This window comes from Streptomyces sp. NBC_00568 (assembly GCF_026341855.1).
Lineage (GTDB): Bacteria > Actinomycetota > Actinomycetes > Streptomycetales > Streptomycetaceae > Streptomyces.
In genome coordinates, this window is the sequence record NZ_JAPENW010000001.1 from 5,554,450 (window position 1) to 5,579,964 (window position 25,515).

Genomic DNA, 25,515 nt, shown 5'->3' on the forward strand with positions numbered 1-25,515 from the left:
GGGACCCCGCACGGGGCTTCGCCCGGGATTCCGTGCGGGGCTCCGGCAGGGCCTCGGGTGGGGCTTGCCGACCGGAGGCTTCGCCCGGGTTCCGGTCCTCGGGTGCCGGGTGGGCTGAGGGGGCTCAGCTCGTCCGGTGCTCGAGGGCGACCAGGCTGTTCAGGTCGAAGCCGAGGACCGGGGCGGCAGCCCCGGGCGGGGGTTGGGCGGGGGAGTGGCCCCCGCCTCGCCGCCGCTCAACGTCATCGCCCGGTCCAGCGCCTGCAGGAACCGGTTGACCGTGGCCCGGTCCCGCACCGCGACCCGCAGCCACTCGTCCCCGAGCCCGGGAAACGTGTCCCCGCGCCGCACCGCGAACCCGAGACCGCGAAGCGCCCGCCGCACACCGGCGGCCCGCGGCAGTCGGACCAGGACGAAGGGACCCTCCGCGGGCTCCACCACGCGCAGCCCGTCGGAGCAGGTGAACTCCCGCAGCCCCGCCACCAGATGGGCCCGGTCCGTGGCGATCCGGTGCGCCGCGTGCGCCGCCTCCGCGAGCGCCTGCGAGGACACACAGGCCTCCGCCGCCGCGAGGGCGGGCGTGGAGACCGGCCACAGCGGCTGGGCGCGTTCCAGTCGGGCGATCGTGCCGGGGTCGGCGAGCACGTAGCCGATCCGCAGCCCGGCGAGACCCCATGTCTTCGTGAGGCTGCGCAGCACGACGAGACCGGGCACGTCCGTCCGCCCGGCCAGGGCCTCGCGCTCACCCGGCACCGCGTCCATGAACGCCTCGTCGACCACCAGCACCCGCCCGGGGCGGGCCAGTTCGGCGATGGCCGCCGCCGGATGCAGGACCGACGTCGGATTGGTCGGATTGCCGATCACGACGAGGTCGGCGTCCTCGGGGACGTCGGCCGCGTCGAGCCGGAAGCCGTCCTCCTCGCGCAGCAGCACGCGCCCGACCGTGTGGCCGGCGTCCCGCAGCGCGGCCTCCGGCTCCGTGAACTGCGGGTGCACGACGACCGGTCGCCGTACCTTCAGGGCACGCGCGAGCAGCACGAAGGCCTCGGCCGCGCCCGCCGTGAGCAGCACCCGCTGCACCGGCAGCCCGTGCCGCGCCGCCACCGCGGCCCGCGCGGCCCGCCCGTCCGGATAGGCGGCGAGCCCGGTCAGCGACGCGGCGATCCGTTCGCGCAGCCACCCGGGCGGTGTGTCCGCGCGGACGTTCACGGCGAGATCGGTGAGCGCCGAACCGTCGTCGCGTACCTCGGCGTCGCCGTGGTGCCGCAGATCGTGCCCGCCCTCGGCGGCCTCTTCAGTGCGCATGGGAGTGGGAGTGTCCCCCGTGATGGTGGTGACCGTGTCCGTCGTGGTGGCCGTCGTCGTCCGGGTGGAAGTGCGGCTGCTGGGGAAGCCCCACCTTGTCCTCGAAACCGGGCAGCGCGATCCGGTAGACGCAGGAGTCGCAGTTCATCCGCAGATCGCCCTGGACGGCCTCCCGGTAGCGCTCCATGACCAGGTCGAGCAGCTCGGGCTCGGGGCCGATGACGTCGGCGGAGCGCACCTCGGCCTCCGGGTGCGCGGCGGCCCAGCCCTCCGTCTGCCGCCGCACCCGCTCGGGGAGGATGCCGGTGAACAGGAAGTAGGGCAGGACCACGATCCGGCGCGCGCCCAGCCTGACGCAGCGGTCGAGACCGGACGGCACGTCCGGGGCGGCCAGCGACACGAACGCCGTCTCGACGCCCGCGTATCCCCGGCCCTCCCACAGCAGCCGGGCCGCCTTGTGCACCTCGGCGTTGGCGTCCGGGTCGGTGGACCCGCGGCCCACGAGCAGCACCGTCACATCGGCCCGGTCCTCGGGCGTCCGGGCGGTCCCTCCGAGGGCCTCGTCCAGCCGCCGCTCCAGCACGGCGAGCAGCGACGGATGCGGGCCCAGCGGACGCCCGTACGTGTAAGAGATCCCGGGGTGCCGCTCCTTCTCGCGGGTCAGCGCCGCCGGGATGTCGCCCTTGGCGTGCCCGGCGGACACCAGCATCAGCGGTACGGCGGCGAAACGCCGTACCCCCTGCCCGACGAGTTCGCTCACGGCGTCGCCCAGCGGAGGCGGCGACAGCTCGATGAACCCTCCGGCGACGGGCAGTTCGGGGTGGCGGCGCCCCAACTCCCCTACGAAGGAGCGGAAGGCCTCGGCTCCGGCCTCGTCCCGGGTGCCGTGTCCGGCGATGAGCAGCGCGGGGGGCGGGGTGGTCACGATGTCTCCTTGGCGGCCGAGGTGGCCTCGGCGGTCGTCGAGGCCCGGTCGGCCCGATCGGTCTTCGAGGCCTGGTCGGCCTGCGGAACAGGGTGGTACAGCAGGGCGTTGAGCGCGGCGGCCGCGACCGCCGAACCGCCCTTCTCGGACACGTTGCTGACGGCGGGAAGGCCGCTCTCGCGGAGCGAGGCCTTGGACTCGGCAGCACCGACGAAACCGACGGGAAGCCCGATGACGAGCGCCGGACGGGTGTCCAGCCGCAGCAACTCCTCCAGGGCGGTGGGCGCACAGCCGATCACCCACAGGGCGCCGGGCCCGACCTCCTCGTACGCGAGCCGGACGGCGTGCGCCGAACGCGTCAGGCCGGGGCCGGACTTGGCGTCCTTGAGGCGGCAGACGGTGGACCGGCGCGTGATGCCCGCCGCCACCATCTCGACGTCCGCCACGACGGGTGCCCCGGCGTGCAGCGCCGCGTGCGCCCGGCGCAGGGCGTCCTCGTCGGTGACGAGGTCGTCCGCGTACTCCAGGTCGGCGGCGGAGTGGATCACCCGCTCCACCACGGCACGTGTCAGCGGCGGAAAGTGCGAGGTGTCCAGGCGGGCGCGCAGCCGCCGGAAGGACTCCTGCTCGATGGGGTGCACGACCCGGGTCCCGGGGAACACCTGGCTCACTTGGCCTCCTCCTGCCAGCGGTAGCCGCGCGGCGTCACCATGCGCCCGGCGATCTCACGGGTCGCGGTGTTGCCCACGGTCACCACGGTCATCATGTCGACGATCGCCGGATCCAGGGACCCCAGCGACGTGACCCGGCTCGACTCGTCCGGGCGGGACGCGTTGCGCACCACACCGACCGGCGTCGCCGGCTCCCGGTGCTCCGCGAGGATCGCGAGCGCCTCGGGGAGCTGCCAGTCCCGGCCCCGGCTGCGCGGGTTGTAGAAGGTCACGACGATGTCGGCCTCGGCCGCCGCGCGCACCCGGCGCTCGATGACCTCCCACGGGGTGTGCAGGTCGGACAGGCTGATCGACACATGGTCGTGGCCGAGCGGTGCGCCCAGGATCGCCCCGGCCGCGAGCGCCGCGGTCACGCCCGGCACCCCGACGACGTCGATGTCGTCGGACGCCTCGGCCAGCGCGGGCGACGCCATCGCGTACACGCCCGCGTCACCGCTGCCGATCAGGGCCACGGCCTGTCCGCGCCGCGCCTCGGCCACCGCCGTGCGCGCCCGTTCCTCCTCGGCACCGAGCCCCGACTCCAGGATCAGGGTGCCGGGCCGGAGCAGATCACGGATCTGGTCGACGTACTGGTCGAGCCCGACGAGCACCGCGGCCCTCCGCAGCTCCGCCGTCGCGCGCGGCGTGAGGAGATCCCGGGCTCCGGGTCCGAGGCCCACGACCGCGAGCCGCCCGCGGGCCGGTCGGCGCACCACAGCGCAGGTCGCCATCGCGGGCTCTCCGTCCGCCCGCACCGACTTCCTCTTGGGGACGAGGAGTTCACCCCCGCCCACGAGCGCGGCGGCCTCCGCGACGGACGGGGTCCCCACGGCGGCGAGCGGCGCCTCGGAGGGGTTCGGGACCGCCACGGCCGCCAGTTCCCCGGAGCTGTACGTGACGACCGGGACCCCGAGCCGCGCGGCGGCCCCGACGATGCCGGGCTCCTCGGACTTGGCGTCGACGGTGGCCAGTTCGGCGACCGACCGCACGGAGAGTCCGGCCTCCCGCAGGGCGTCCTCGACGAGCCCGAGGACCTCCTCCACGGGCGCGCCCCGGGAAGCGCCGACACCGACGACGAGCGACGGCGGGCGCAGGACGACCTCGCGCGCGGCCGGTTCCCGGTCGCGGTCGGAGATCCGCAGGACGGCGGCGCCGGACTCCGCCGGGCTCCCCACGTTCGGCGGCAGCGCGGGCAGCGGCCAGGGCGACTCCGCCTCCAGCACCACCGGTTCACCGTCCAGCATGGCCCGCGAGACCGCGGCGAGATCGCCTTCCACGGGGAAGCCCAGGGTGTCGAGGCCGGGCACCCCCACCGCGTCGGTCGCCGTCGTCACCACCGGCTCGGCGCCGAGCAACTCACCCACCTCGCGGGCGAGTTCGTTCGCCCCGCCCGCGTGACCGCCGACCAGCGACACGGCGAACCGTCCGGCCTCGTCGACGCACACCACCCCGGGGTCCGACCCCTTGTCGACGAGGAGCGGCGCGACGAGCCGTACGACCGCGCCCGTGGCGAGGAAGCACACCACCTGGTCGCACTCCGCGAAGGCCCGCCGCACGGCGTCCGCCACGGACCCGTCGTACACCCGGGCACGTGTGGACCAGGCGGCGGCCAGCCGGTCACGGGCCGCCGCGCCCGCCGCCGTGGCGGAAATCAGGCCGATCACTGGGGGACTCCTTCGGTACGGGCCGGAGGCCGGACGCCCCACAGCACAAAAACGGGATTGGTCGCCGCGAGCCGGGAGACGTCACCCGGCAGCGGGGCGAGCCGCGAGGACTGCAACAGGACGCCGTCGCAGGCGAACCCGGCCGCGGTGAGCGCGTCCCGCGCGGCCGGCACCCGGTCGAGCGAGGCCATGGCGATCACGACGGCCCGCCGGGCCCGGCGCGCGCAGACCGTGACGATGGCGGGCAGTTCGCGTCCGCCGCCGCCGATGAACACCGCGTCCGGATCGTCCAGGTCGGACAGCACCGTGGGCGCGGCCCCGTGCACGACCCGCACGTCCACGCCGTGCGCGGCGGCGTTGGCGCGGATGCGCTCGCAGCCGTCCCGGGTCTTCTCGACCGCGGTCACCGCGGCGCCGAACCGCGCGCACTCGACGGCGACGGAACCGGAGCCCGCGCCGACGTCCCAGACCAGTTCGCCGAGCCGCGGTCCGATCCGGGCCAGCGCCAGCGCCCGTACCTCGAACTTGCTGATCATCGAGTCGCGATGGGCGAACTCGCCCTCGTCCAGGGCCCATCGGTCGGGCCCGGGACGCGGTCCGGCGACGGTCCGCACCGGAGCGAGGGCACGGGACTCGTCCAGGCACAGCACGACGCTGACGGCCGTGCCCCAGTCGCGGGCGGCGGCCTCGGCGGGCGTGACCCGCTCGACGCGCTCGCGCTCCGGGTCGCCCAGGGCGCTCGCCACGACGAGGACGCGCTCCGCTCCCCGGTGGACGAGCGCGGCACCCAGCTCGGCGGGCCCCGACCCCGGACCGGTCAGCACGGCCACCTTGGGCTGCGACCGGCAGATCTGGACAGCCGTACGCAGCTCACGCCCGTGCGCGCTGACCACCACCGCGTCGTCCCAGGGCAGCCCGAGCCGGGCGAAGGCGGTCGCCACGGAGGAGACGCCGGGGCGCACGTCCAGCCGCTCCGCCCCGAACCGCTCGGCCAGCGCCCGCACGATCCCGAAGAACCCGGGGTCCCCCGAGGCGAGCACCACGACCGGGCCGCCGGGCGCCCCGTCGTCCGCGTACCGCTCGATACGGTCGAGAGCCGGGGACAGCGGGCCGAGCACCACCCGCTCGGCCCGCTCGGGCAGCCCGGCAGCCGCCAGATGCCGAGCGGCACCCACGACCAGCCCGGCCCCGGCGAGCAGGCCCCGGGCGTCCGGGGGCAGCGGCGCCCCCGTGCCCGTACCGACGACGGTGACCACCACGGAGCGGTCCGCCGGGACGACGGACTCCCCCTCCGCGCCGGCGGACTCCCCCTCCGCGCCGACGACGTCGACGCTCACGACGCGGGACCCTGCGCACTGCCCCGGCGCGCGGCGCGCAGTTCGGCGCGCGCCTGCGGGTCGGCCTTGCGGAAGCCGTGGAAGTGGCCCGGGTGGTAGAGGTGCGAGCGGGTGCCGCTCGCGTCGAGCGCCGGGCCGACCAGGAAGAGGGTGTGCTTCCAGAGCTTGTGCTCCTTGACGGTCTCCTCCAGCGTGCCGATCGTGCACTTCACGATCAGCTCCTCCGGCCAGGTCGCCTGGTAGGCGACCACGACCGGCGTGGTCGTCGGATAGCCGCCCTCCAGCAGCTCCCGCACGAGCTGGCCGCTGCGGGCCGCCGACAGGAACAGCGCCATCGTCGTGCCGTGCTTCGCGAACTCCCGCACCTCCTCACCGGGCGGCATCGGCGTCTTGCCGCCGCCGAGCCGCGTGAGGATCACGGACTGCGCGACCTCGGGAATCGTCAGCTCGCGCTGGGCGAGCGCGGCCACCGCGGAGAAGGACGAGACACCGGGCACGATCTCCGTCTCGATGCCGAGCTCGGCGCACCGGTCGACCTGCTCCTGCGTACCGCCCCACAGGGCCGGGTCGCCGGAGTGGATCCGCGCCACCCGCAGGCCCTCGGCCCGGGCCCGCTCGTACACGGCGACGACGTCCTCCAGCGACATCGTCGCGGAGTCGAGGATCTCGGCGCCCTCGCGGGCGTGGTCGAGGACCTCGGCCTGCACCAGGCTCGCCGCCCAGATCACGACGTCGGCGTCGGCGATGGCGCGCGCGGCGCGGAACGTCAGCAGGTCGGCGGCGCCGGGGCCGGCACCGACGAAGGTCACTTTGCCGGTGGGGGCATCGGCCATGGGAATCGGTCCTCTCCTACGAAAGATCTCGGGTGCTGCGACAGGTTCAGTGGGCGCGGGGCCGTCGCCGGAGGTGCGCGAACGGGGGTTGATCGGATAGCAAGGGCCTATGGCGGTCCTCGTCGCGCTCGGCGCGTTCCTGATGACGCTGGCCGGCGGCTGGACGGCACAGCGGGTGACCGACCGCCGCCATCTGGTCCTCGGCCTGGCCGGCGGCCTGATGCTCGGCGTGGTCGGCCTCGACCTGCTCCCGGAGGCACTGGCCGCGGCGGGCACCGAGGTGTTCGGTGTACCGGCCGCGCTGCTCCTCTTCGTGGCCGGCTTTCTGCTGGCCCATCTGGTCGAACGCCTGCTGGCCCACCGCCAGGCCGCGCACGGCGGCGAGGAGAACGACGGACGGGCGCCCGAGGTCGGCCTCACGGCGGCCGGTGCCATGGTCGGCCACAGCGCGATGGACGGCGTCGCGATCGGCGCCGCCTTCCAGGTCGGCGGCGGCATGGGGCTGGCGGTGTCCCTCGCGGTGATCGCCCACGACTTCGCGGACGGCTTCAACACGTACACGATCACGAGTCTGTACGGGAACGCCCGCCGCAAGGCCCTGCTCATGCTGTACGCGGACGCGGCGGCCCCGATGATCGGCGCCGCTTCCACCCTCTTCGTCACCATCCCCGAGCCGCTGCTCGGCGGCTATCTCGGCCTGTTCGGCGGCGCGCTCCTCTACCTCGCCGCCGCCGAGATCCTCCCGGAGGCGCACCACGAGCACCCCGCCCGCTCGACCCTGCTGTGCACGGTCGCGGGCGTGGCCTTCATCTGGCTGGTGGTGGGCATCGCGGCCTGAGCCCGCGCGGGCCGCCGGGTGTGCCGGACGGGCCGGGCGCGCCGAGCCCGTGCGGGACGCCGAGCGGGCCGGAGCCGGATGGCGGGTGCGGGTCACAGTTTGCCGCCGCGTTTCCCGTCGCGGCGCGCGGGCGCGATGAGCGTCGAGAGGTAGGGGAGGGGCTCCCCGTCGAGGTCGCCCGCCGGCCGGATCGACTCGTCCTCGAGGCCGAGCGCCGAACCCCAGACGGCGTCGTCGATCCGCCCGCTGTCCCGCAGCGCCTCGGCGACCTCGCGGGCCTGCCGCCCGAACTTGTACGCCACCACCGTGCCCGGCCCGTTCAGCGCGTCCTTGAGCACGGCGGCCCCCGCGGTCACCGGGACGAGCGTGAGCGGCTCGGTCCCCTCGGTGAGCACGGCCCCCGACCGCGCGGCGAGGTCCTGCATGGCGGTGATGCCGGGCACCGTCTCCACGACGGTGCCGGGAACCAGCTCCCCGATGGTGTGGGCGAGATAGGTGAAGGTCGAGTACACGTTGGGGTCGCCGATGGTGGCGAAGGCGACCGTGGCGTGCCGGCCGAGCAGGTCCGCGACCCGTGCGCCGGCGGCGTCCCAGGCGGCCTCGCGCCGGCCCCGGTCGCTCCGCTCGTTGAGCGCGAACACGACCCGGAGGACCTTCTCCCCGGGCACGTAGTGCAGGACGGTCGCCTCGGCCCGCCCCCGCTCGCCCGTGTCCATCACGGGGACGACGACGACCTCCGCGGCGCGCAGAGCGTTGACGCCCTTGACGGTCACCAGCTCCGGGTCGCCGGGGCCCACCCCGACTCCGATCAGCTTGCTGCTCATGACGTCAGGCACCTCTCCACGAACCGACGGGCCACACCGGGCTCGGACGCCCAGTGCGTGTGCAGATAACTGGCGTGCACGCCGTGCTGCACGAAACCTTCGACGCGCCGCTCGGGGGCGCGCACCCCCCAGGCGGGAGCCGCGCCGGCGCCGGGCTCCACGACGGTGCGGTGGAACTCGTGCCCGCGCATCCGGGTGCCCGCCGCGGCGAGCACGCTGTCGCTGACGGCCACGGCGTCCCGGTAGCCGAGGGTGAGCCGCTCGTGCATCCGGGCCTCCGCGTCGATGACCCCGCACATGGGCCGCCCGTCGAGTTCCCGGGCCAGATACAGCAGTCCGGCGCACTCGGCCGCGACCGGCGCCCCGCCGAACGCCAGCTCGGCCACGGCCTTGCGCAGCGGTTCGTTGGCGGACAGCTCGGGCGCGTACACCTCGGGAAACCCGCCGCCGATGACCAACCCACCGGTCCCTTCGGGCAGTTGCTCGTCCCGGAGCGGATCGAAGGTGACGACCTCGGCCCCGGCGGCGGTGAGCAGTTCGGCGTGTTCGGCGTAGGAGAAGGTGAACGCCGGGCCACCGGCGACGGCCACCACGGGCGCCCGCTGCCCGGCCGAGCGGGTCGGATGGTCGGTGAACGCCTCCCCGCCCGCGGCAGCCACCAGTGGCCCCCGCTTCCCGGCCGAGCGAGTCGGGTGGTCGTGGGTGGGCAACTCGACGGCCTCGGCGGCGTCCCAGGCCGCACCCGGCAACGCACCGGCACTCCGCGCCAGCGCCGCCAGCGCGTCCAGGTCGCACCCTTGGGCGACCTGCGCGGCCATCGCCGCGACGGCCGAGACCGCCTCCGCCCGCCGCTCGGCGACCGGCACCAGCCCGAGGTGCCGCGACGGCGTGTCCACCTGCGGCGCCCGCCGCAGCACCCCCAGCACCGGTACCCCGGACGCGTCCAGCGCCTCCCGGAGCATGGCCTCGTGCCGGTCGGACCCCACCTTGTTGAGGATCACCCCCGCGACCCGCACCTCGGGGTCCCAGGAGGCGAACCCGTGCACCAGCGCGGCGACCGACCGCGACTGCGAGGACGCGTCGACGACCAGCACCACCGGCGCCCGCAGCAGCTTCGCCACATGGGCCGTGGACGCGAGTTCCCCCTCGCCCGCGGCCCCGTCGTACAGCCCCATCACGCCTTCGACGACCGCGAGATCGCACCCGCGCGCGCCGTGCGCGAACAGCGGCCCGATCAGCTCCGCGCCGCACAGGTAGGCGTCGAGATTCCGCCCCACGCGCCCGGTGGCGAGCGCGTGATACCCGGGGTCGATGTAGTCGGGCCCCACCTTGTGCGGGGACACGGCGAGCCCCCGCGAGGCGAAGGCCGCCATCAGCCCCGTGGCGACGGTGGTCTTGCCGCTGCCCGAGGAGGGCGCGGCGATGACCAGCCGGGGAACGGAGGACGTCACCACTCGATGCCCCTCTGGCCCTTCTGGCCGGCGTCCATCGGATGCTTGACCTTGGACATGTCGGTCACGAGATCGGCGAGGTCGACCAGCTTCTCCGGGGCGTTGCGTCCGGTGATCACCACGTGCTGGGTGCCCGGCCGGTCCCGCAGCACCGCGACGACCTCGTCGGTGTCGATCCATCCCCAGTGCATCGGGTACGCGAACTCGTCGAGCACGTACAGCTGGTACGTCTCGGCGGCGAGGTCCCGCTTGACCTGCTCCCAGCCCTCGCGGGCCTTCTCCTCGTTGTCCATCTGGGCGTCGCGCTGGACCCAGGACCAGCCCTCGCCCATCTTGTGCCAGTCGACGGTGCCGCCCTCGCCGGAGGCGCCGAGCACGCGCAGCGCGTTCTCCTCGCCGACCTTCCACTTCGCCGACTTGACGAACTGGAACACCCCGATGGGCCACCCCTGGTTCCAGGCGCGCAGCGCGAGCCCGAACGCGGCGGTGGACTTGCCCTTGCCGATCCCCGTGTGCACGACGACCAGCGGCCGGTTACGACGCTGACGGGTCGTCAGTCCGTCGTCCGGTACGACACTCGGCTGCCCCTGCGGCACTACGCGGCCCTCCTCGAAGTCCCCTGCACATCCCGCACGAGCCCGGCGATGGAATCCGCCCGCAGCGCGTCCAGCGTCACCGGCGTACCGCCCAGTTCCCCCGCCAGCCGGCCCGCGAGCCCGAGCCGTACCGGCCCCGACTCACAGTCGACGACCACCGAGGCGACCCCGTCGGCCGCGAACAGCCGCGCCGCGCGTTCGGCCGTGGCGACCGGCTCGGCCCCGCCCGTGGCGCGCCCGTCGGTCACGACGACGACCAGCGGACGCCGGGCGGCGTCCCGCAGCCGCTCCACCCGCAGCACCTCGTGCGCCCGCAGCAGCCCGGCCGCGAGCGGCGTCCTGCCACCCGTCGGCAGGGACTCCAGCCGGGCCGCGGCGGCGTCCACCGAGGAGGTGGGCGGCAGCGCGACCTCGGCGGCCGACCCGCGGAAGGTCACCAGGCCCACCTTGTCGCGCCGCTGGTAGGCGTCGAGCAGCAGCGACAGCACGGCACCCTTGACCGCGCTCATCCGCTGCCGCGCCGCCATCGACCCGGAGGCGTCCACGACGAAGAGCACGAGGTTGCCCTCACGGCCCTCGCGTGTCGCCTGCCGCAGATCGTCCCGCCGCACGACGAGACCACGTCCCGACCGCCCCCGCGCCAGCTGGTGCGGGGCGGCGGCCTGGACGGTCGCCGCCAGGTGCAGCTTGGTGAGCGTCCCCCGGGGACGCCGCGACCCGGTCGTCCGGCCGTGCTCGGTCCGCGCGCGCGAACGCCGCCCGGCGGCGCCCTCACCGAGCCCGGGCACGCTCAGCGTCTTCGTGCGAAAGGGCTCGGCGGCCCTTACGGGCGACTGCTCTCCGGCGCCCTGCCCGGCCGGGGCCTGCGCGTCGTCCGACGGCTCGCCCTGCGCGGGGACGTCACCGGCGGGGGAGCCGTCGTCCGGCCCGTCCTGCGGCGGCTGTCCGCCACCCCCGGGACCGTCCGGATCCGGGTCGGGGTCCGGCTCGTCGTCCGCCCCGCCGTCCGAACCGCCGAACTCCTCCAGCGTCTCGTCGAGCTTCTCCTCGTCGAGTCCCGGCGCGTCGAAGGGGTTGCGCCGCCGCCGGTGCGGCAGCGCGAGCAGCGCCGCCTGCCGTACGTCCTCGGCGATCACCTCGGTCCGTCCCGCCCACGCGGCGAGCGCGGTCGCGGTCCGCGCCATCACGATGTCGGCACGCATGCCGTCCACCTCGAAGGCGGCGCAGGTCGCCGCGATCTGCCGCAGCGGCCCGTCGCCGAGCCGCACGGAGGGCAGCAGCGTGCGGGCCGCCACGATCCGGGCCCGCACGGCGGACTCCTCGTCGGCCCAGCGCGCCGCGAAGGCCGCCGGGTCGTCGTCGTGGGCGAGCCTGCGCCGGACGACCTCGACCCGCTGGTCGGGCTCCCGCGAGGCGGCGACCTCGACCGTCAGGCCGAACCGGTCGAGCAACTGCGGCCGCAGCTCGCCCTCTTCGGGGTTCATCGTCCCGACGAGCAGGAACCGTGCCGCGTGCCGTACGGAGACACCCTCGCGTTCGACGTACGAGGCGCCCATCGCGGCCGCGTCCAGCAGGAGATCGACCAGGTGGTCGTGGAGGAGGTTGACCTCGTCCACGTACAGGATGCCGCGGTGCGCGTCGGCCAGGAGTCCGGGCTCGAAGGCCTTCACGCCCTCCGAGAGCGCCCGCTCGATGTCCAGGGCGCCGACCAGCCGGTCCTCGGACGCGCCGACGGGCAGTTCGACCATGCGGGCCGGACGGGTCGTGGACGCCTCCACCTCGTGCGGTCCGTCGGGGCAGGCGGGGTCCGGGGCGGCCGGATCGCACGAGAAACGGCACCCGGTGACCACGTCGACGGCCGGCAGGAGCGCCGACAGCGCGCGGACGGCCGTCGACTTGGCGGTGCCCTTCTCGCCTCGGACCAGTACGCCGCCGACGGCGGGTGACACGGCGTTCAGCAGCAGCGCGAGCCGCAGGTCGTCCTGGCCGACCACCGCCGTGAACGGGAACGGGGTACTCACTGGTCGTCGCCCTCCAAGTCGCCTTCGAGCTCCAGATAGGTGGCACGCAGCCGCTCCAGCGTCTCCGCGTCCGGCTCGGCCCACAGCCCGCGGTCGGCGGCCTCCAGGAGCCGCTCGGTGATGCCGCGCAGCGCCCACGGGTTGGACTTCTTCATGAAGTCCCGGTTCTCCGCGTCGAAGACGTACTCCGCGCTGAGCTTCTCGTACATCCAGTCGTCCACGACCCCGGCCGTGGCGTCGTACCCGAAGAGGTAGTCGACGGTCGCCGCCATCTCGAAGGCGCCCTTGTAGCCGTGGCGGCGCATCGCGGCCATCCAGCGCGGGTTGACCACCCGGGCGCGGAAGACCCGGTGCGTCTCCTCGCCGAGCGTGCGGGTCTTCACCTGGTCGGGCACGGCCGAGTCACCGACGTACGCCTCCGGGCTCGCGCCGGTCAGATGGCGCACCATCGCGACCATGCCGCCGTGGTACTGGAAGTAGTCGTCGGCGTCCACGAGGTCGTGCTCGCGGGTGTCGACGTTCTTCGCCGCGACCGCGATCCGCCGGAACGCCGTCTCCATGTCCCCCCGCGCCGCCCGCCCGTCGAGCCCGCGCCCGTAGGCGTAGCCGCCCCACACCGCGTACACCTCGGCGAGGTCGGCGTCCGAACGCCAGTTGCGGGCGTCGATCAGCGGCAGCAGACCGGCGCCGTACGCGCCCGGCTTGGAGCCGAAGATACGGGCGGTCGCGCGCCGCCGGTCACCGTGCTCGGCGGTGTCCTCGTCGGCGTGCTTGCGCACGTAGTTCCGGTCGGCGGGCTCGTCCAGCTCGGCGACCGCGCGCACCGCGTCGTCGAGCAGCCCGACGACGTGCGGGAACGCGTCCCGGAAGAAGCCCGAGATACGGACCGTGACGTCGATGCGCGGGCGGCCGAGCTCGTCGAGCGGGACGATCTCGAAGCCGGTGACGCGCCGCGAGGCGTCGTCCCACACCGGGCGGCAGCCCAGCAGCGCGAGGATCTCCGCGATGTCGTCGCCCTGGGTGCGCATGGCGGACGTGCCCCAGACGGTCAGCCCCACGGACGTCGGGTAGGCGCCCGTGTCCTGGAGGTAGCGCTGCACGAGCGAGTCCGCGAGGGACTGCCCGACCTCCCAACTGAGCCGGGAAGGAATGGCCTTGGGGTCGACCGAGTAGAAGTTCCGGCCGGTCGGCAGCACGTTGACGAGTCCGCGCGTCGGCGAACCCGACGGACCTGCCGGGACGTAACCGCCGTTCAGCGCCTTGAGGATGTGCCCGATCTCGTCCGTCGTACGGGCGAGCCGCGGCACGACCTCGCGGCAGGCGAACTCCAGCACCGCGACGGCGTCCGGGAGTTCGACGCCCAGCACCTCGCGCACGAGCGCCGGGACGGTCGCGGTGTCCCAGCCGCGCTCCTCCATGCCCAGCGCCGCCCGGCGGCACAGCTGCTCCAGCAGGTCGATCGCGTCGGCCGCCGTACGGGCCGGACCGTCGACCAGGTCCGTCAGCTCGACGGGCACCTTCACCGGAGCGCCCGGCTCGGCGAGCAGCTCCTTCTCCACCAGGCCGAAGTACTCGGCGAGACAGGCCCGGAGACCCGGCAGCGCGTTCGCCGCGCCGCCCCACACCTGCGAGGCGCGCAGCACGGCGAGCACCAGGTTCACCCGCGGCTCGGCCTCCGGACCCCCGCCCAGGATGTGCAGGCCGTCACGGATCTGCACGTCCTTGATCTCGCACAGATAGCCGTCGATGTGCATCACGAACTCGTCGAAGTCGCCGTCGTCCGGCTGCTCGTCGACGTGCAGGTCGTGATGGAGCTCGGCGGCCTTGACGAGGGTCCAGATCTGCGCGCGGACCGCGGGGGCCTTCGTCGGGTCCAGATCGGACACGAGCGCGTACTCGTCGAGGAGTTGCTCCAGCTTGGCGAGGTCCCCGTAGGTGTCGGCGCGCGCCATCGGCGGTACGAGGTGGTCGACGACGGTGGCGTGCCCGCGGCGCTTGGCCTGCGTGCCCTCGCCGGGGTCGTTGACGATGAACGGGTAGACCAGGGGGAGTTCGCCGAGGACGGCGTCGGGCGCGCAGCCGCCGCTGAGCCCGAGTCCCTTGCCCGGCAGCCACTCCATCGTGCCGTGCTTGCCCATGTGCACGACGGCGTCGGCGCCGAAGCTGTTCTCCAGCCAGCGGTAGGCGGCCATGTAGTGGTGCGAGGGCGGCATGTCGGGGTCGTGGTAGATCGCGATCGGGTTCTCGCCGAAGCCGCGCGGCGGCTGGATCATCACGACGACGTTCCCGAACTGCAGGCAGGCCAGCACGATGTCGTCGCCGTCGACGTAGAGGGAGCCCGGCGGCTCGCCCCACGCCTCCAGCATGCCCTCGCGCAGCGCGGGGTCGAGCGTCTCGAACCACGCCCGGTAGTCCGCGAGCGGCACCCGCGCGGGGGCGGCGGCGAGCTGCTCCTCGGTCAGCCACTCGACGTCGTGACCGCCGGCCGCGATGAGCCGGTGGATCAACTCGTCGCCGTTGTCCGGGTATTCGGTGAGGGCGTAGCCCGCGTCCCGGAGCGCGTCGAGGACCCGTACGGCGGAGGCGGGCGTGTCGAGACCGACCGCGTTGCCCACCCGCGAGTGCTTGGTCGGGTAGGCGGTGAAGACGATCCCGAGCTTTTTCTCCGCGTTCGGCTTGTGCTTCAACAGGGCGTGCCGCAGGGCGATTCCGGCGACCCGCGCGGCCCGCTCGGGGTCGGCGACGTACACCGGGACGTCGTCCGGACCCTGCTCCTTGAAGGAGAACGGCACCGTGATGAGACGGCCGTCGAACTCCGGGATCGCGACCTGCATCGCCGCGTCCATGGGGGACAGGGCGGCGTCCGAGGCGTCCCAGGCGCTCTTCGACGAGGTCAGGCAGAGCCCCTGGAGGACGGGGATGTCGAGGTCGGCGAGCGCCCCGATGTCCCAGGCCTCCTCGTCGCCGCCCGCGGACGCCTGCGAGGCGTGGGTGCCGCCCGCGGCGAGGACGGTGGCGACGAGCGCGTCGGCCCGGCCGAGGATCTCGTACAGGGCCGGGTCGGCTCCGCGCAGCGAACCGCAGTACACCGGGAGGGCGTTGGCGCCGCGTGCCTCGATCGCGTCGCACAGCGTGTCGACGAACGCGGTGTTCCCGGACAGCTCGTGGGCCCGGTAGAACAGCACGCCGACGGTCGGCCTGCCCTCGACGAAGGCGCGTTCGCCGTGGACACCGAACTCCGCCGACTTCCGCGGCTCCTCGAAGCCCTCGCCCGTGAGCAGCACGGTGTCGGAGAGGAACCGGGCCAGTTCGGTCAGGTTGGCCGGCCCGCCCTCGACGAGATACCGCAGCGCCTCCGCCACGACACCCGCGGGCACCGACGACTCGGCCATCAGCTCGGCGTCCGGGACGGACTCACCGCCCAGCAGCACGGTCGGGATGCCGGCCGACCTCAGGAAGGCCAGTCCGTCCTCCCAGGCACGCTTGCCACCGAGCAGCCGTACGACGGCGAGGTCCGCGCCCTCGACGAGCGCGGGGAGTTCGCCCGCGACGTCCACCCGGGTGGGATTGCCGATCCGGTAGGCGGCGCCGGAGGCGCGGGCCGCCAGCAGATCCGTGTCGGCGGTCGACAACAACAACACTGTGCTCATGCGGGCGCTCCCGGTGGAATGAAGGGCAGTCCTTGCGGCGCGCCCGACTCGATGAGCCGCCACAGCGCGTCCGTGTCCGCGTGTTCCTCGATCAGATCGCCGAGCCGGTCCAGCTGCTCCTCGCGCAGCGCCGCGAACGACGTGTCGGCCGCCGGCACGAAACGGCGGCCCGCGGCGGCCGCCACCTCGCGCAGGAAGGCCCGCCGGAAACCGTCCGATTCCAGCGAGCCGTGCCAGTGCGTGCCCCAGACGGCGCCGACCCGGCACCCGTCCGAGCTGTGTCCATGGTCATCGGAGATGAACGCCTCGCCACCGGTGACTTCGGCGACGCCGTGATGGATCTCGTACCCCTCGACGTGCTCGCCGAGGGCCTTGCCGACCGGCCGGGTCAGGGTCTTCTCCCGCGCGAACCGCACGCGTACGGGGAGGAGTCCGAGCCCGTCGACATGGCCGGCGCGCGACTCGACCTCGTCCTCGATGTGCTCTCCGAGGAGCTGGTAGCCGCCGCAGATGCCGAGGACGGGCCGCCCCTCGGCGGCCCGGCGCGTGATCGCGTCCGCGAGGCCGCGCTCACGCAGCCATGCCAGTGCCTTCACCGTGCCCCGGGTTCCGGGCACGATGACGAGGTCCGCGTCGGCCAGCTCCTCGGCCCGGTCCACGAACCGCACGACGACGCCCGGTTCGGCGGCCAGCGCGTCCACGTCGGTGAAGTTGGACATCAGCGGGATCGCGCAGACCGCGACGCGCAGGATGTCCTCGCCGACGGGGGAGGAGACCGCCGACTCCCGGACCGCCCCGCGCAGCGACACCCTCAGGCCGTCCTCCTCGTCGATGCCCAGACCGTGCTGGAAGGGCAGCACGCCGTAGGAGCGCCGCCCGGTGAGGCCGTGCAGCATGTCGAGGCCGGGCTCCAGCAGGCTGACGTCTCCGCGGAACTTGTTGACGAGGAACCCGGCGACGAGCGCCTGGTCCTCGGGCGACAGCAGGGCCACCGTCCCGAAGAACGAGGCGAACACGCCGCCCCGGTCGATGTCACCGACGACGAGCACGGGAAGCCCCGCGTTCCGTGCCACCCCCATGTTCACGATGTCGGTGCGCCGCAGATTGATCTCGGCCGGACTGCCGGCTCCTTCACAGATCACCGCGTCATACGTGCCCCGCAACTGGGCCAGACAGTCGAGGACGGTCCCGAGGAGTGCTTCCTGGCGCCCTCCGCGCAGCCTTTCGCCGGGGGACCCCGCGCCCGGCAGCGGTTCCGCCGCGGACCCGGACGTCCCGAAGAAGCCGCGCGCGCTCATCTCGCCCACCGGACGGCCCATCAGGACGACCTGGCTGCTGCGGTCGCTGCCCGGTTTGAGCAGCACGGGATTCATCAGCGCGGTCGGCTCCACGCGGGCGGCCTGCGCCTGCATGGCCTGCGCCCGCCCGATCTCGGCTCCCTCGCGCGTCACGAACGAGTTGAGGGACATGTTCTGCGCCTTGAAGGGCGCGACCTTGACGCCCTGGCGCACCAGCCACCGGCAGATCCCGGCGGTCACGACGCTCTTGCCCGCGTCGGAGGTGGTTCCGGCGATCAGCAGCCCGCCGCTCATGCGGTGCGCCCCTTCCTGGTGAGCAGAACCGTGAGCAGAACCCGTCCGGCGGCGCTCACGCCGAGCGCGAGCCAGCCGACGCGACGGGAGAGCCGTACGGCCCGCTCGATGTCGTGGAGATGGACGGCGCGTCCCGCCTCATTGAGCACGGGCCGGTGCTCGACCCGGCCCCCGTACGCGAGGGTGCCGCCGAGCCGTACGCCGAGCGCGCCCGCGAACGAGGCTTCCACGGGCCCGGCGTTGGGGCTCGGATGCTTGCGGGCGTCCGCGCGCCAGGCGCGCACGGCGCCGCGCCTGTCGCCCCCCGCCGCGGCCGCGAGGACGGCGGTCAGCCGGGCTCCCGGCCAGCCGGCGACGTCGTCGAGCCGGGCGGAGGCCCAGCCGTAGCGCCGGTACCGGGGGGACTTGTGCCCGACCATGGCGTCGAGCGTGTTCACGGCGCGGAAGGCGACGAGCCCCGGCACACCGCCGACGGCGCCCCAGACCAGGGCGCCCACCACGGCGTCGGAGGTGTTCTCGGCGACGGACTCGACGACGGCACGCGCGACGCCGTCGGCGTCCAGTGCCTGCGGGTCACGTCCGCACAGATGCGGCAGCCGTTCCCGGGCGACCTCGATGTCACCGGCCGCGAGCGCGCCGGCGACGGCCCGCGCCTCGCGGCCGAGGGAGGTCCCTCCGACGACGGCCCAGGTGGTGGCGGCGGTCAGCGCGACGGAGACGGCAGGCGAGGTGCGGACGGAACGACGCGCGAGCGCGGCCAGTCCGGTGGCACCGCCCACGCAGAGGGCCGTGTGCAGCGCTCCCCATCCGCGGTCGTCCCGCCACAGCGCCCGCTCCACGGACGCGGCGGCCCGCCCGAACGCGGCGACCGGATGCCCCCGGCGGGGATCACCGAGCAGCAGGTCACCGAGGAGGCCGGCGGCGGCGCCGTACGCGAAGACGCGATCGGCACGCACGGGGTCAGCCGGCCGTGGGGTGGAGTGGAACCCTCGTACTCAGCGAAATGGGCAACGGGCAGCCGCGCATGGCGATATGTCCTCACTCAGGGTGTCCACGCCCTGGTTCGACGAGACCGGCGGTGAGAGTTCCTGGCTCCCGGGGAGTTTCTTCCCCGATGACAGTGGCGGGACCGCGCCGGATTCGCACCGGCTTCCTCTCATGCCGCCGTACTTGGCTCCGGCAGTCCACCACGGGGCGAGAACGGCCGTCAACTGGCTGTTGACCTGCGGGGGGAGAGTGTGCGAAGGCCCACATACGCGTGGGGTGCGGGACGGTGATCCGTCCCGCACCCCACGCGAAGTGCTGCCCGCCGCGGCCCTGTTCCGGCCCGCTCGTTCCGGGTTACTTGGTCATGATCAGGGAGATGCCGTACACCACCGCCGCGGCGCAGGCCGCGAAGCAGACGTACGCGCCCGTGGCGGCCGCGACCGCGGAACCGCCCTGGGCCGACTCCTTCTTGGAGAGGCCGGCGACGCCCAGGGTGAAGAGGGCGACGAGGGCCACGGTCACTCCGAGGCTGACCCCGAAGACGGACCCGAGGGCTGACCAGTCGATGTGCATGCTGTTTCTTCCTTCGGTTCTCAGGCCACGGGGGACGGCGCCGACGGGGCCGCCGTGGGCTCGGCGGGAGCCGGGATGGTGGCCGTGAGGTCCTCGGCCACGGTGCCGGCCGGGGGCGGGGTGACGGCGGCGATGGCCGTGGTCACCACACCGGCGGGCTCGTCGTCGTCGTTCACGTTGGTGTGGTCGATCACCTCGCGGCGCGAGCGGCGCCAGATCGCGAAGCTGGACCCGACCAGGAAGACCGCGACGAGCGTGGTGCCCCAGGCGCCGAAGCCGGTGACCCACTCGGCGAGCGCGCCGACCAGAGCGGCGGCGGGCAGCGTGAGGACCCAGGCGACGACCATCCGGGTGGCGGTGGACCAGCGGACCACACCGCCCTTGCGGCCGAGACCCGCGCCCATCACGGAACCGGAGACCGAGTGCGTGGTGGAGAGGGAGAAGCCGATGTGCGAGGAGGCCAGGATGACCGTGGCCGCGCTGGTCTGGGCGGCGAAGCCCTGCTGCGGCTGGAGGTCGGTCAGGCCCTTGCCCATCGTGCGGATGATGCGCCAGCCGCCCAGGTAGGTGCCGAGCGCGATGGCGAGACCGGCGCAGAGGATGACCCAGACCGGCGGGTCGGAGTCGGGAGCGACGGCGCCACCGGCGACCAGGGCCAGGGTGATGATGCCCATCGTCTTCTGCGCGTCGTTGGTGCCGTGGGCCAGCGAGACCAGGCCCGCGGAGGCTATCTGGCCGGCGCGGTACCCCTTCTTGGTGGCCTTGGTGTCGGCGTTGCCACTGAGCTTGTACGACAGCCGGGTGGCGACCAGCGCCGCGAGACCGGCGACGATCGGGGCCGCGACGGCGGGGAGAAGCACCTTGCCGACCAGGACGTCCCCGTGCACCGCGCCGGTACCGGCGGAGGCGATGGTGGCGCCGACCAGGCCGCCCATGAGGGCGTGCGAGGAGCTGGACGGGAGTCCGACGAGCCACGTCACCAGGTTCCAGAGGATCGCGCCGACGAGGGCGGCGAAGATCACTTCTGGCTGGATGCCGGATTCATCGACGAGGCCTTTGGAGATCGTGTTGGCGACCTCCACCGAGAGGAAGGCGCCGACAAGGTTCAGAGCGGCGGACATGGCCACCGCGACCTTGGGCTTGAGTGCGCCGGTCGAGATGGTGGTGGCCATCGCGTTGGCGGTGTCGTGGAAACCGTTCGTGAAATCGAACACGAGAGCGGTGACGATCACGATTCCGAGGAGGAGCGTGATGTGTTCCATTTACCCAGGCTTCTGTTGGACGTCAGTGGCAGGGGGACCGTAAGCAACCTGGGTGAACGGAAGATGAACTGGGGCGGGCTTCATGGTGACCCGAACGGCGAATCGCCCCTCCGCTTGTGCTGAAGGGGCGATGCCGTGGGTCGAACGGATGCGGAATTCCGGGCTCCGGTCCGGGTCCTACCCCCGGGCGAGCCGCTCGAGCTGAGCCCGGGATCCATGGAAGAGATTCTGGTCACCCGGCAGGCTGCCGCCGTTGTCGTACTGCCAGAAGGTCCATACGGACCAGCCGGCGGGCAGTGTGCCGGCGTCCGCCGAGCCGTAACGGGCCAGCCACAGGGCGTGATTCGCGGCAAAAGCCCTGCTGGAGCCGGTGCAGGCGTTCCACCAATGCGTTGTGGTGTAAATCACAGGGCGCCGACCGGTCTCCCGGCGGACCTCGTCGCTGAAAGCCTTGATCCAGTTCACCATCGCGGTCTTGCTCAGGCCGTAGCACCTGCGCTTGCCGTACGGGTTGTACTCGATGTCGAGCGCGGGCGGCAGTGTCCAGCCGTCCGCGCGCCAGGCTCCGCCGTTGTGTACGAAGTGGGCGGCCTGGGCGGTGCCGGACGACCTGTCCGGCACCGCGAAGTGATAGGCGCCGTGGAGGATGCCCGCCTCGCGTGCCCCGTCGTACTGCCGGTCGAAGTAGGGGTTGCGGTAGGTGGTGGCCTCGGTCGCCTTCACGTAGACGAACCGCGCGCCCTTCGCCCTCGCGCTCCGCCAGTCCACGTTCTTCTGGTGAGAGGACACGTCGTGCCCCTTGGTGTTGCCCGCGGCCTCGGCCGGGAGCGCGGCGAGTGCGGTGCCGGCCAGGGTGACCGCCGCCGCGACGGTGATCGCGGCGACGCGGGCGCGGCGACGGAACGGTTTGTGGTCACGGGCCATGTATCCCCCCGGAAATGGCGACGTGTGCGACAAATCCCCCAGAGGCTACGGGAAGATCGGGCGCCGTCCGTCGATTCCCGGCCCTTCGTCGCCAGGGGGCGAAGTGAGCGCATATGCGCCCTTTCGGAGGCCCCACTTCCGCACTACAGTGCGCCCGCCCGAGGTGCGCCCACGGGCATGCCTGGCAGGATCGCGGCATGGCTGAGCAGCACCGGGACGCACGGGACGGGCGGGAGGATCCAGGGATGGCGGACGAGCACGACGAGCGGGACGCGTCGGCCGTGAGGGACACGGGGGACGCCGTCCGGCGGGCCTGGGACGAGCTCGTCGCGACGGCCCGCCGGACCGTGACCGACGGACTGGTCGTCGGTACGTCGGGCAACGTCTCCGTCCGCGTCGGCGACACCGTCCTGGTGACACCCACGGGCGTGCCCTACGACCGGCTGACGCACGAAGACATCGTCGGCGTCGGCCTCGACGGCCGGCAGGTCCTCGGCTCGCTCCGTCCGACCAGCGAACTGCCGATGCACCTCGCCGTCTACCGCGAGACCGACGCCCGGGCCGTCGTCCACACCCACGCCCCCCACGCGACGGCCGTCTCGACCCTCGTCCCCGGCCTCCCGCCGATCCACTACATGACCGGCGCCCTCGGCGGCCCGGTCCGCGTCGCCCCCTACGCGACGTACGGCACGCCGGAGTTGGCCGAGAACATGCTGCGCGCGCTGACCGACCGCAGCGCCTGCCTCCTCCAGAACCACGGCACCGTCGCCCACGGAGCCTCACTGGACCAGGCGTACGACCGCACGGCCCAGCTCGAATGGATGTGCCGCGTCTGGCTCCTGGCCTCCTCGGTCCCGGGCCTGACGCCCGCCCTGCTCTCACCGGACCGGCTCCAGGAGGCGGCGGAGAGCCTGCGGGGATACGGCCAGAAGGGATAGGCCCCGAAGGGGCACGGGCGAGTAGGGGCGGGTTCGGGCGGGAGGGCCAGGGCCGGAAGCGCCGGGGCCGGAAGGGGTATGGCCGCCAGATCCCGGCAGGGCCAGGACCGGAACGGGTACGGCCAGATCCCGGAAGGGGGTGCGGCCCGGCTGTCGTCGGCCGTCGTGCTCCGGCCGCCGGATCACGCCCCGCACGCGGGGTCCGGAACGCCGCGCCCGTCACCCCTTGCGCCCCTCCCGCTGGCCGATGGCGGGATACGCCGGGAAACTGGTCGAGTGCGCACCCTAAGAGCCACGGCAGCGGCCGTCACCGTAGCCATAGCCGCGGGCGCGGCCTCCGTGGCGGCAGGCCGGTTCGCCAGCGACGCCGCGCTGAAGACGAGGCCCGGCAAGCCGCTGCCCAGTGAACCCCGCCTCACCGTGCACGCCACGACGGCGGGCGGAATCACCCTGACCCGGGCCCTGGCCTCCCGGCGCCCGGGAACCTACGGCCTCGCGGGCGACGGCTCCCACGCGGTCGTCGGCCCCCTCATGAACTCCGTCCCCCACACGGCCGACACCGTCGTACGCCGGCTGGACGGCGTCACGCACGGCTCCCTGGAACCCGGCGACAAGGTGTGGCTCACCCCGAACCTGTACGTCGGCGACCCCGGGTCCGCCCTCGGACTCGAACACGCCGACGTCGACGTGCCCGGCGAACTCGGTGCCCTGCCCGCATGGTTCCTGCCCGCGGTCCGCGACACCTGGGTCATCACCGTGCACGGCCTGGGCGCCACCCGGGAACACCCCATGAACGTCATGAGGTTCCTGAACAGCCGGCACTTCCCCGTCCTCGACCTCGCCTACCGGGGCGACCTCGGCGCACCCCGGCCCCCGGACGGGCTGAACCACCTCGGCGAGACCGAGTGGCGCGACCTCGACGCCGCGATCCGGTACGCCGTGCGGTTCGGCGCGGAGCGGGTCGTCCTGTACGGCTGGTCCACCGGCGCCACCATGGCGCTGCGCGCCGCCGCCCACTCCGCGCTGCGCGAGCGGATCTCCGGGCTCGTCCTGGACTCGCCGGTCCTGGACTGGGAGACCACGCTGCGCGCCCTCGCCGGGGCCCGCCACACGCCGCGCGTCCTGCTGCCGCTCGCAGTGCGCGCCGCCCAGGGCCGCACCGGCGTACGCGGAGACCGCATCGCGAGCGCCGCGCATCCCGGACAGCTCAAGGTGCCGACCCTGCTGGTGCACGGCCCGGACGACACCATCGCTCCCTGGGGACCCTCCCGTCGCCTGGCCGCGAGCCGCCCCGACCTGGTCACCCTGCACACCGTTCCGAACGCCCCGCACGGCGCCATGTGGAACGCCGACCCGGCGAGCTACGAAGAAGCCCTGCGCCGTTTCCTCACCCCCCTGATGTAGGCCACCCCCGGAGCGAAGCCGCCGCGCGCCCCGGCGCGGGCGCGGTGGCGGCGGGCCGGGGCTCGGCGCGAGGCCCCGGCGGACGCGAAGGCGCGCTTCCGGTTCGGTCCCGAACAACTCCGCGCGCCCCATTTCCCGGCGTGTCGAGTGCCCCGAGAAGCCCCCTCTCGTGCCACTTCCGCAGCCCGCGACGGCATTCCGTTTGGGTTTTCGGACTGTCAACCGGAAGACTGCACCCGTGACGTCCCGTAACCCGCGCGACTCCAGGCTCCGACTCGTCAGCCCGCGGCCTCTCGCTGCCGCTCCCCGAGCGGTGACCCAGCGCCGCACGCGCCGCCCCGCACCGCGACCGCCGGAGGGCACACCGCCTCCCGCGGAGCTCGCGCGCATGGCGCGCACCGGCCTGTCCGACGCGGCCCGGGTCGCGCGCTGGGCCGACGCAGCCCTGCGCCCGGGGCGCGACGGCGCGAACCCCGGCGGCAAAGGCGCCCTCTCCGACGCCACCGCGGAACGGGCCGCCGCCGACCTCGGGCTGACCCCCGTTCAGGCCCGCGCCGACTGGGACACCGCCCGGCTGGCCGGTCTCATCGAGGTGCACGGCGACAGCGCCCGCCCTGGCTGGCGGCTGCGCGCCTGGAGCCGTGACGACAGCGCCGTCCTGCGCGGCTGGGTCGCCCTCTTCGACGCCTGGTCCCTCGCGTACCCCGAACCCGTGGACCGCGAGCCCGCGGCCGTCGCCGAGGTCGTCTCCGCGATGCCCCAGGTGCTCTCCTTCCTCCAGCTCTCCGCCGGGCCCGTCCCCGTGGATCAGCTCCTCGACCTCCTCGGGCAGCGCGTCACCGAACTGCGCACCGAACGCTGCGAGATCTCCTACGGCCCGGCCCCCGAGCCCGCCCCGGAGCCCGCCGAGATCCCGGACGCCCCGCTCGCCCCCCTCCTCGACTGGGCCCTGCACGCCCTCGCCTCGGTCGGCGCACTGACCTACGGCGAAGGACAGGCCACCCTCACCCCGCTCGGCAGCTGGGCGGTCTGGGTCAAGCTGGAGCAGATCTGCGTCGCCGCGCAGAGCCCCGCCGGGAACATCGAGCAGTCCGCCGAGGACATGCTCCGCGGCTGCGCCCAGCTCCGCCCCAACGCCGCCCGCGCCGAATACCGCGCCTGGCTCGCCGCGCGCACGGTCGGCAGCGCCGTCACCGAACTCATCGCCGCCGCCCGCGGCGAGGACGCCCTCACCCGCGGCCTCGCCTTCGAGGCGCTGCGCGTGGTCGGCGCCCCCGCCGAGCCCGATGTGCGCGCCGTGGTCGAGGACACCCCGCTGCGCCCCTACGCCCTGCTCTGGCTCGCCGAGCACGACGGACACGACCCCGAGGACGCCCACGAGGTCCTCACCCGTGCCGAGTCCACCTGGCTGTGGGTCGACACGGCGGCCGCCGTCGCCGACCACGGCGAGGCCCCGCTCCTCGTCCGCCATCTGGAGTCCGCGGTGCAGCCCACCGTGCCCGCGCTCCTCGACGAGGTGCGTGAGGTCGGGCACCCGCGCACGGTGCAGGTGCTGGTCGCGCTCGCCGCCGCCCACCCGGACCCGGCCCTCGCCAAGGCCGTACGCCGGGCCGCCTTCCAGGTGCACACCGGGGGGAGCTGACCGGGAACAGGCCGGGGGAAGCCGGCCGGGAGCCGATGC

The 25,515-nt window shown here is 74.0% G+C and carries 20 protein-coding genes and 1 riboswitch; of the genes, 4 read left to right on the top strand and 16 right to left on the bottom strand.

Going from position 1 to position 25,515, the window contains the following annotated elements:
* Positions 1-159: 159 nt before the first annotated feature.
* The 6 genes from cobC to cobM all read right to left on the bottom strand — a co-directional run bounded on the left by cobC (position 160) and on the right by cobM (position 6,774).
* Positions 160-1,305: an Rv2231c family pyridoxal phosphate-dependent protein CobC gene (gene cobC / locus OOK38_RS24105; RefSeq protein WP_266757267.1), complete on the bottom strand. Its 1,146-nt coding sequence runs from the start codon at positions 1,303-1,305 to the stop codon at positions 160-162.
* Complete coding sequence (locus OOK38_RS24110; RefSeq protein WP_266757265.1) at positions 1,295-2,230, bottom strand: sirohydrochlorin chelatase; 936 nt, start codon at positions 2,228-2,230, stop codon at positions 1,295-1,297. Before OOK38_RS24110 ends, cobC begins: the two co-directional genes overlap by 11 nt.
* Positions 2,227-2,901, bottom strand: a complete 675-nt coding sequence (locus OOK38_RS24115) for a precorrin-8X methylmutase (protein WP_266757264.1) — start codon at positions 2,899-2,901, stop codon at positions 2,227-2,229. The genes OOK38_RS24110 and OOK38_RS24115 overlap by 4 nt, the downstream gene beginning before the upstream one ends.
* Entirely contained in the window at positions 2,898-4,604 is a 1,707-nt protein-coding gene (gene cobJ / locus OOK38_RS24120) for a precorrin-3B C(17)-methyltransferase (protein ID WP_266757262.1), read from the bottom strand. Before cobJ ends, OOK38_RS24115 begins: the two co-directional genes overlap by 4 nt.
* Positions 4,601-5,860 carry a precorrin-6y C5,15-methyltransferase (decarboxylating) subunit CbiE gene (gene cbiE, locus OOK38_RS24125; RefSeq protein ID WP_266765624.1) on the bottom strand — a complete coding sequence of 420 codons (1,260 nt, stop codon included), beginning with the start codon at positions 5,858-5,860 and terminating at the stop codon, positions 4,601-4,603. The genes cobJ and cbiE overlap by 4 nt, the downstream gene beginning before the upstream one ends.
* A 77-nt stretch (positions 5,861-5,937) precedes the next feature.
* On the bottom strand, positions 5,938-6,774 hold the full coding sequence (cobM, locus tag OOK38_RS24130) for a precorrin-4 C(11)-methyltransferase (RefSeq protein WP_266757260.1): 837 nt from the start codon (positions 6,772-6,774) through the stop codon (positions 5,938-5,940).
* Between the two features lie 109 nt (positions 6,775-6,883).
* Here cobM and OOK38_RS24135 point away from each other — a divergent pair, with 109 nt between their 5' ends.
* The gene (locus OOK38_RS24135; RefSeq protein WP_266757258.1) at positions 6,884-7,612 is read left to right on the top strand and encodes a ZIP family metal transporter; all 729 of its coding nucleotides are present in this window, start codon (positions 6,884-6,886) and stop codon (positions 7,610-7,612) included.
* A 92-nt stretch (positions 7,613-7,704) separates the two neighbouring features.
* On the opposite strand, the gene cobI is transcribed toward OOK38_RS24135, so the two are convergent.
* The 10 genes from cobI to OOK38_RS24185 form a co-directional block, all read right to left on the bottom strand.
* Positions 7,705-8,436, bottom strand: a complete 732-nt coding sequence (gene cobI, locus OOK38_RS24140) for a precorrin-2 C(20)-methyltransferase (protein WP_266757256.1) — start codon at positions 8,434-8,436, stop codon at positions 7,705-7,707.
* The gene (locus OOK38_RS24145; RefSeq protein ID WP_266757255.1) at positions 8,433-9,887 is read right to left on the bottom strand and encodes a cobyrinate a,c-diamide synthase; all 1,455 of its coding nucleotides are present in this window, start codon (positions 9,885-9,887) and stop codon (positions 8,433-8,435) included. Before OOK38_RS24145 ends, cobI begins: the two co-directional genes overlap by 4 nt.
* The gene (gene cobO / locus OOK38_RS24150; RefSeq protein ID WP_266757253.1) at positions 9,884-10,483 is read right to left on the bottom strand and encodes a cob(I)yrinic acid a,c-diamide adenosyltransferase; all 600 of its coding nucleotides are present in this window, start codon (positions 10,481-10,483) and stop codon (positions 9,884-9,886) included. The genes OOK38_RS24145 and cobO overlap by 4 nt, the downstream gene beginning before the upstream one ends.
* Positions 10,483-12,504, bottom strand: coding sequence for a putative cobaltochelatase (locus OOK38_RS24155; RefSeq protein WP_266757251.1), 2,022 nt, complete (start codon positions 12,502-12,504; stop codon positions 10,483-10,485). Before OOK38_RS24155 ends, cobO begins: the two co-directional genes overlap by 1 nt.
* Entirely contained in the window at positions 12,501-16,154 is a 3,654-nt protein-coding gene (gene cobN / locus OOK38_RS24160) for a cobaltochelatase subunit CobN (RefSeq protein WP_266757249.1), read from the bottom strand. The genes OOK38_RS24155 and cobN overlap by 4 nt, the downstream gene beginning before the upstream one ends.
* A complete protein-coding gene (locus OOK38_RS24165) occupies positions 16,151-17,746 on the bottom strand; it encodes a cobyric acid synthase (protein WP_266757247.1) in 1,596 nt (531 codons plus the stop codon). The genes cobN and OOK38_RS24165 overlap by 4 nt, the downstream gene beginning before the upstream one ends.
* Positions 17,743-18,702 (bottom strand): cobalamin biosynthesis protein, encoded by a 960-nt coding sequence (locus OOK38_RS24170; RefSeq protein WP_266757246.1) that lies wholly within the window; start codon positions 18,700-18,702, stop codon positions 17,743-17,745. The genes OOK38_RS24165 and OOK38_RS24170 overlap by 4 nt, the downstream gene beginning before the upstream one ends.
* Positions 18,703-18,807: 105 nt before the next feature.
* Positions 18,808-18,951, bottom strand: a riboswitch (cobalamin riboswitch).
* 136 nt (positions 18,952-19,087) lie between these two features.
* Positions 19,088-19,306, bottom strand: coding sequence for a hypothetical protein (locus tag OOK38_RS24175; RefSeq protein ID WP_266757244.1), 219 nt, complete (start codon positions 19,304-19,306; stop codon positions 19,088-19,090).
* A gap of 20 nt (positions 19,307-19,326) precedes the next feature.
* A complete protein-coding gene (locus tag OOK38_RS24180) occupies positions 19,327-20,568 on the bottom strand; it encodes an inorganic phosphate transporter (RefSeq protein WP_266757242.1) in 1,242 nt (413 codons plus the stop codon).
* 177 nt (positions 20,569-20,745) lie between these two features.
* Complete coding sequence (locus OOK38_RS24185) at positions 20,746-21,492, bottom strand: lysozyme (RefSeq protein WP_266757240.1); 747 nt, start codon at positions 21,490-21,492, stop codon at positions 20,746-20,748.
* A gap of 197 nt (positions 21,493-21,689) precedes the next feature.
* On the opposite strand from OOK38_RS24185, the gene OOK38_RS24190 reads away from it, so the two are divergent.
* The 3 genes from OOK38_RS24190 to OOK38_RS24200 all read left to right on the top strand — a co-directional run bounded on the left by OOK38_RS24190 (position 21,690) and on the right by OOK38_RS24200 (position 25,476).
* Positions 21,690-22,430: a class II aldolase/adducin family protein gene (locus tag OOK38_RS24190; protein WP_266757239.1), complete on the top strand. Its 741-nt coding sequence runs from the start codon at positions 21,690-21,692 to the stop codon at positions 22,428-22,430.
* A gap of 276 nt (positions 22,431-22,706) precedes the next feature.
* A complete protein-coding gene (locus OOK38_RS24195) occupies positions 22,707-23,834 on the top strand; it encodes a S9 family peptidase (protein ID WP_266757237.1) in 1,128 nt (375 codons plus the stop codon).
* Positions 23,835-24,072: 238 nt separating this feature from the next.
* On the top strand, positions 24,073-25,476 hold the full coding sequence (locus OOK38_RS24200; RefSeq protein ID WP_266757235.1) for a hypothetical protein: 1,404 nt from the start codon (positions 24,073-24,075) through the stop codon (positions 25,474-25,476).
* Positions 25,477-25,515 lie beyond the last annotated feature (39 nt).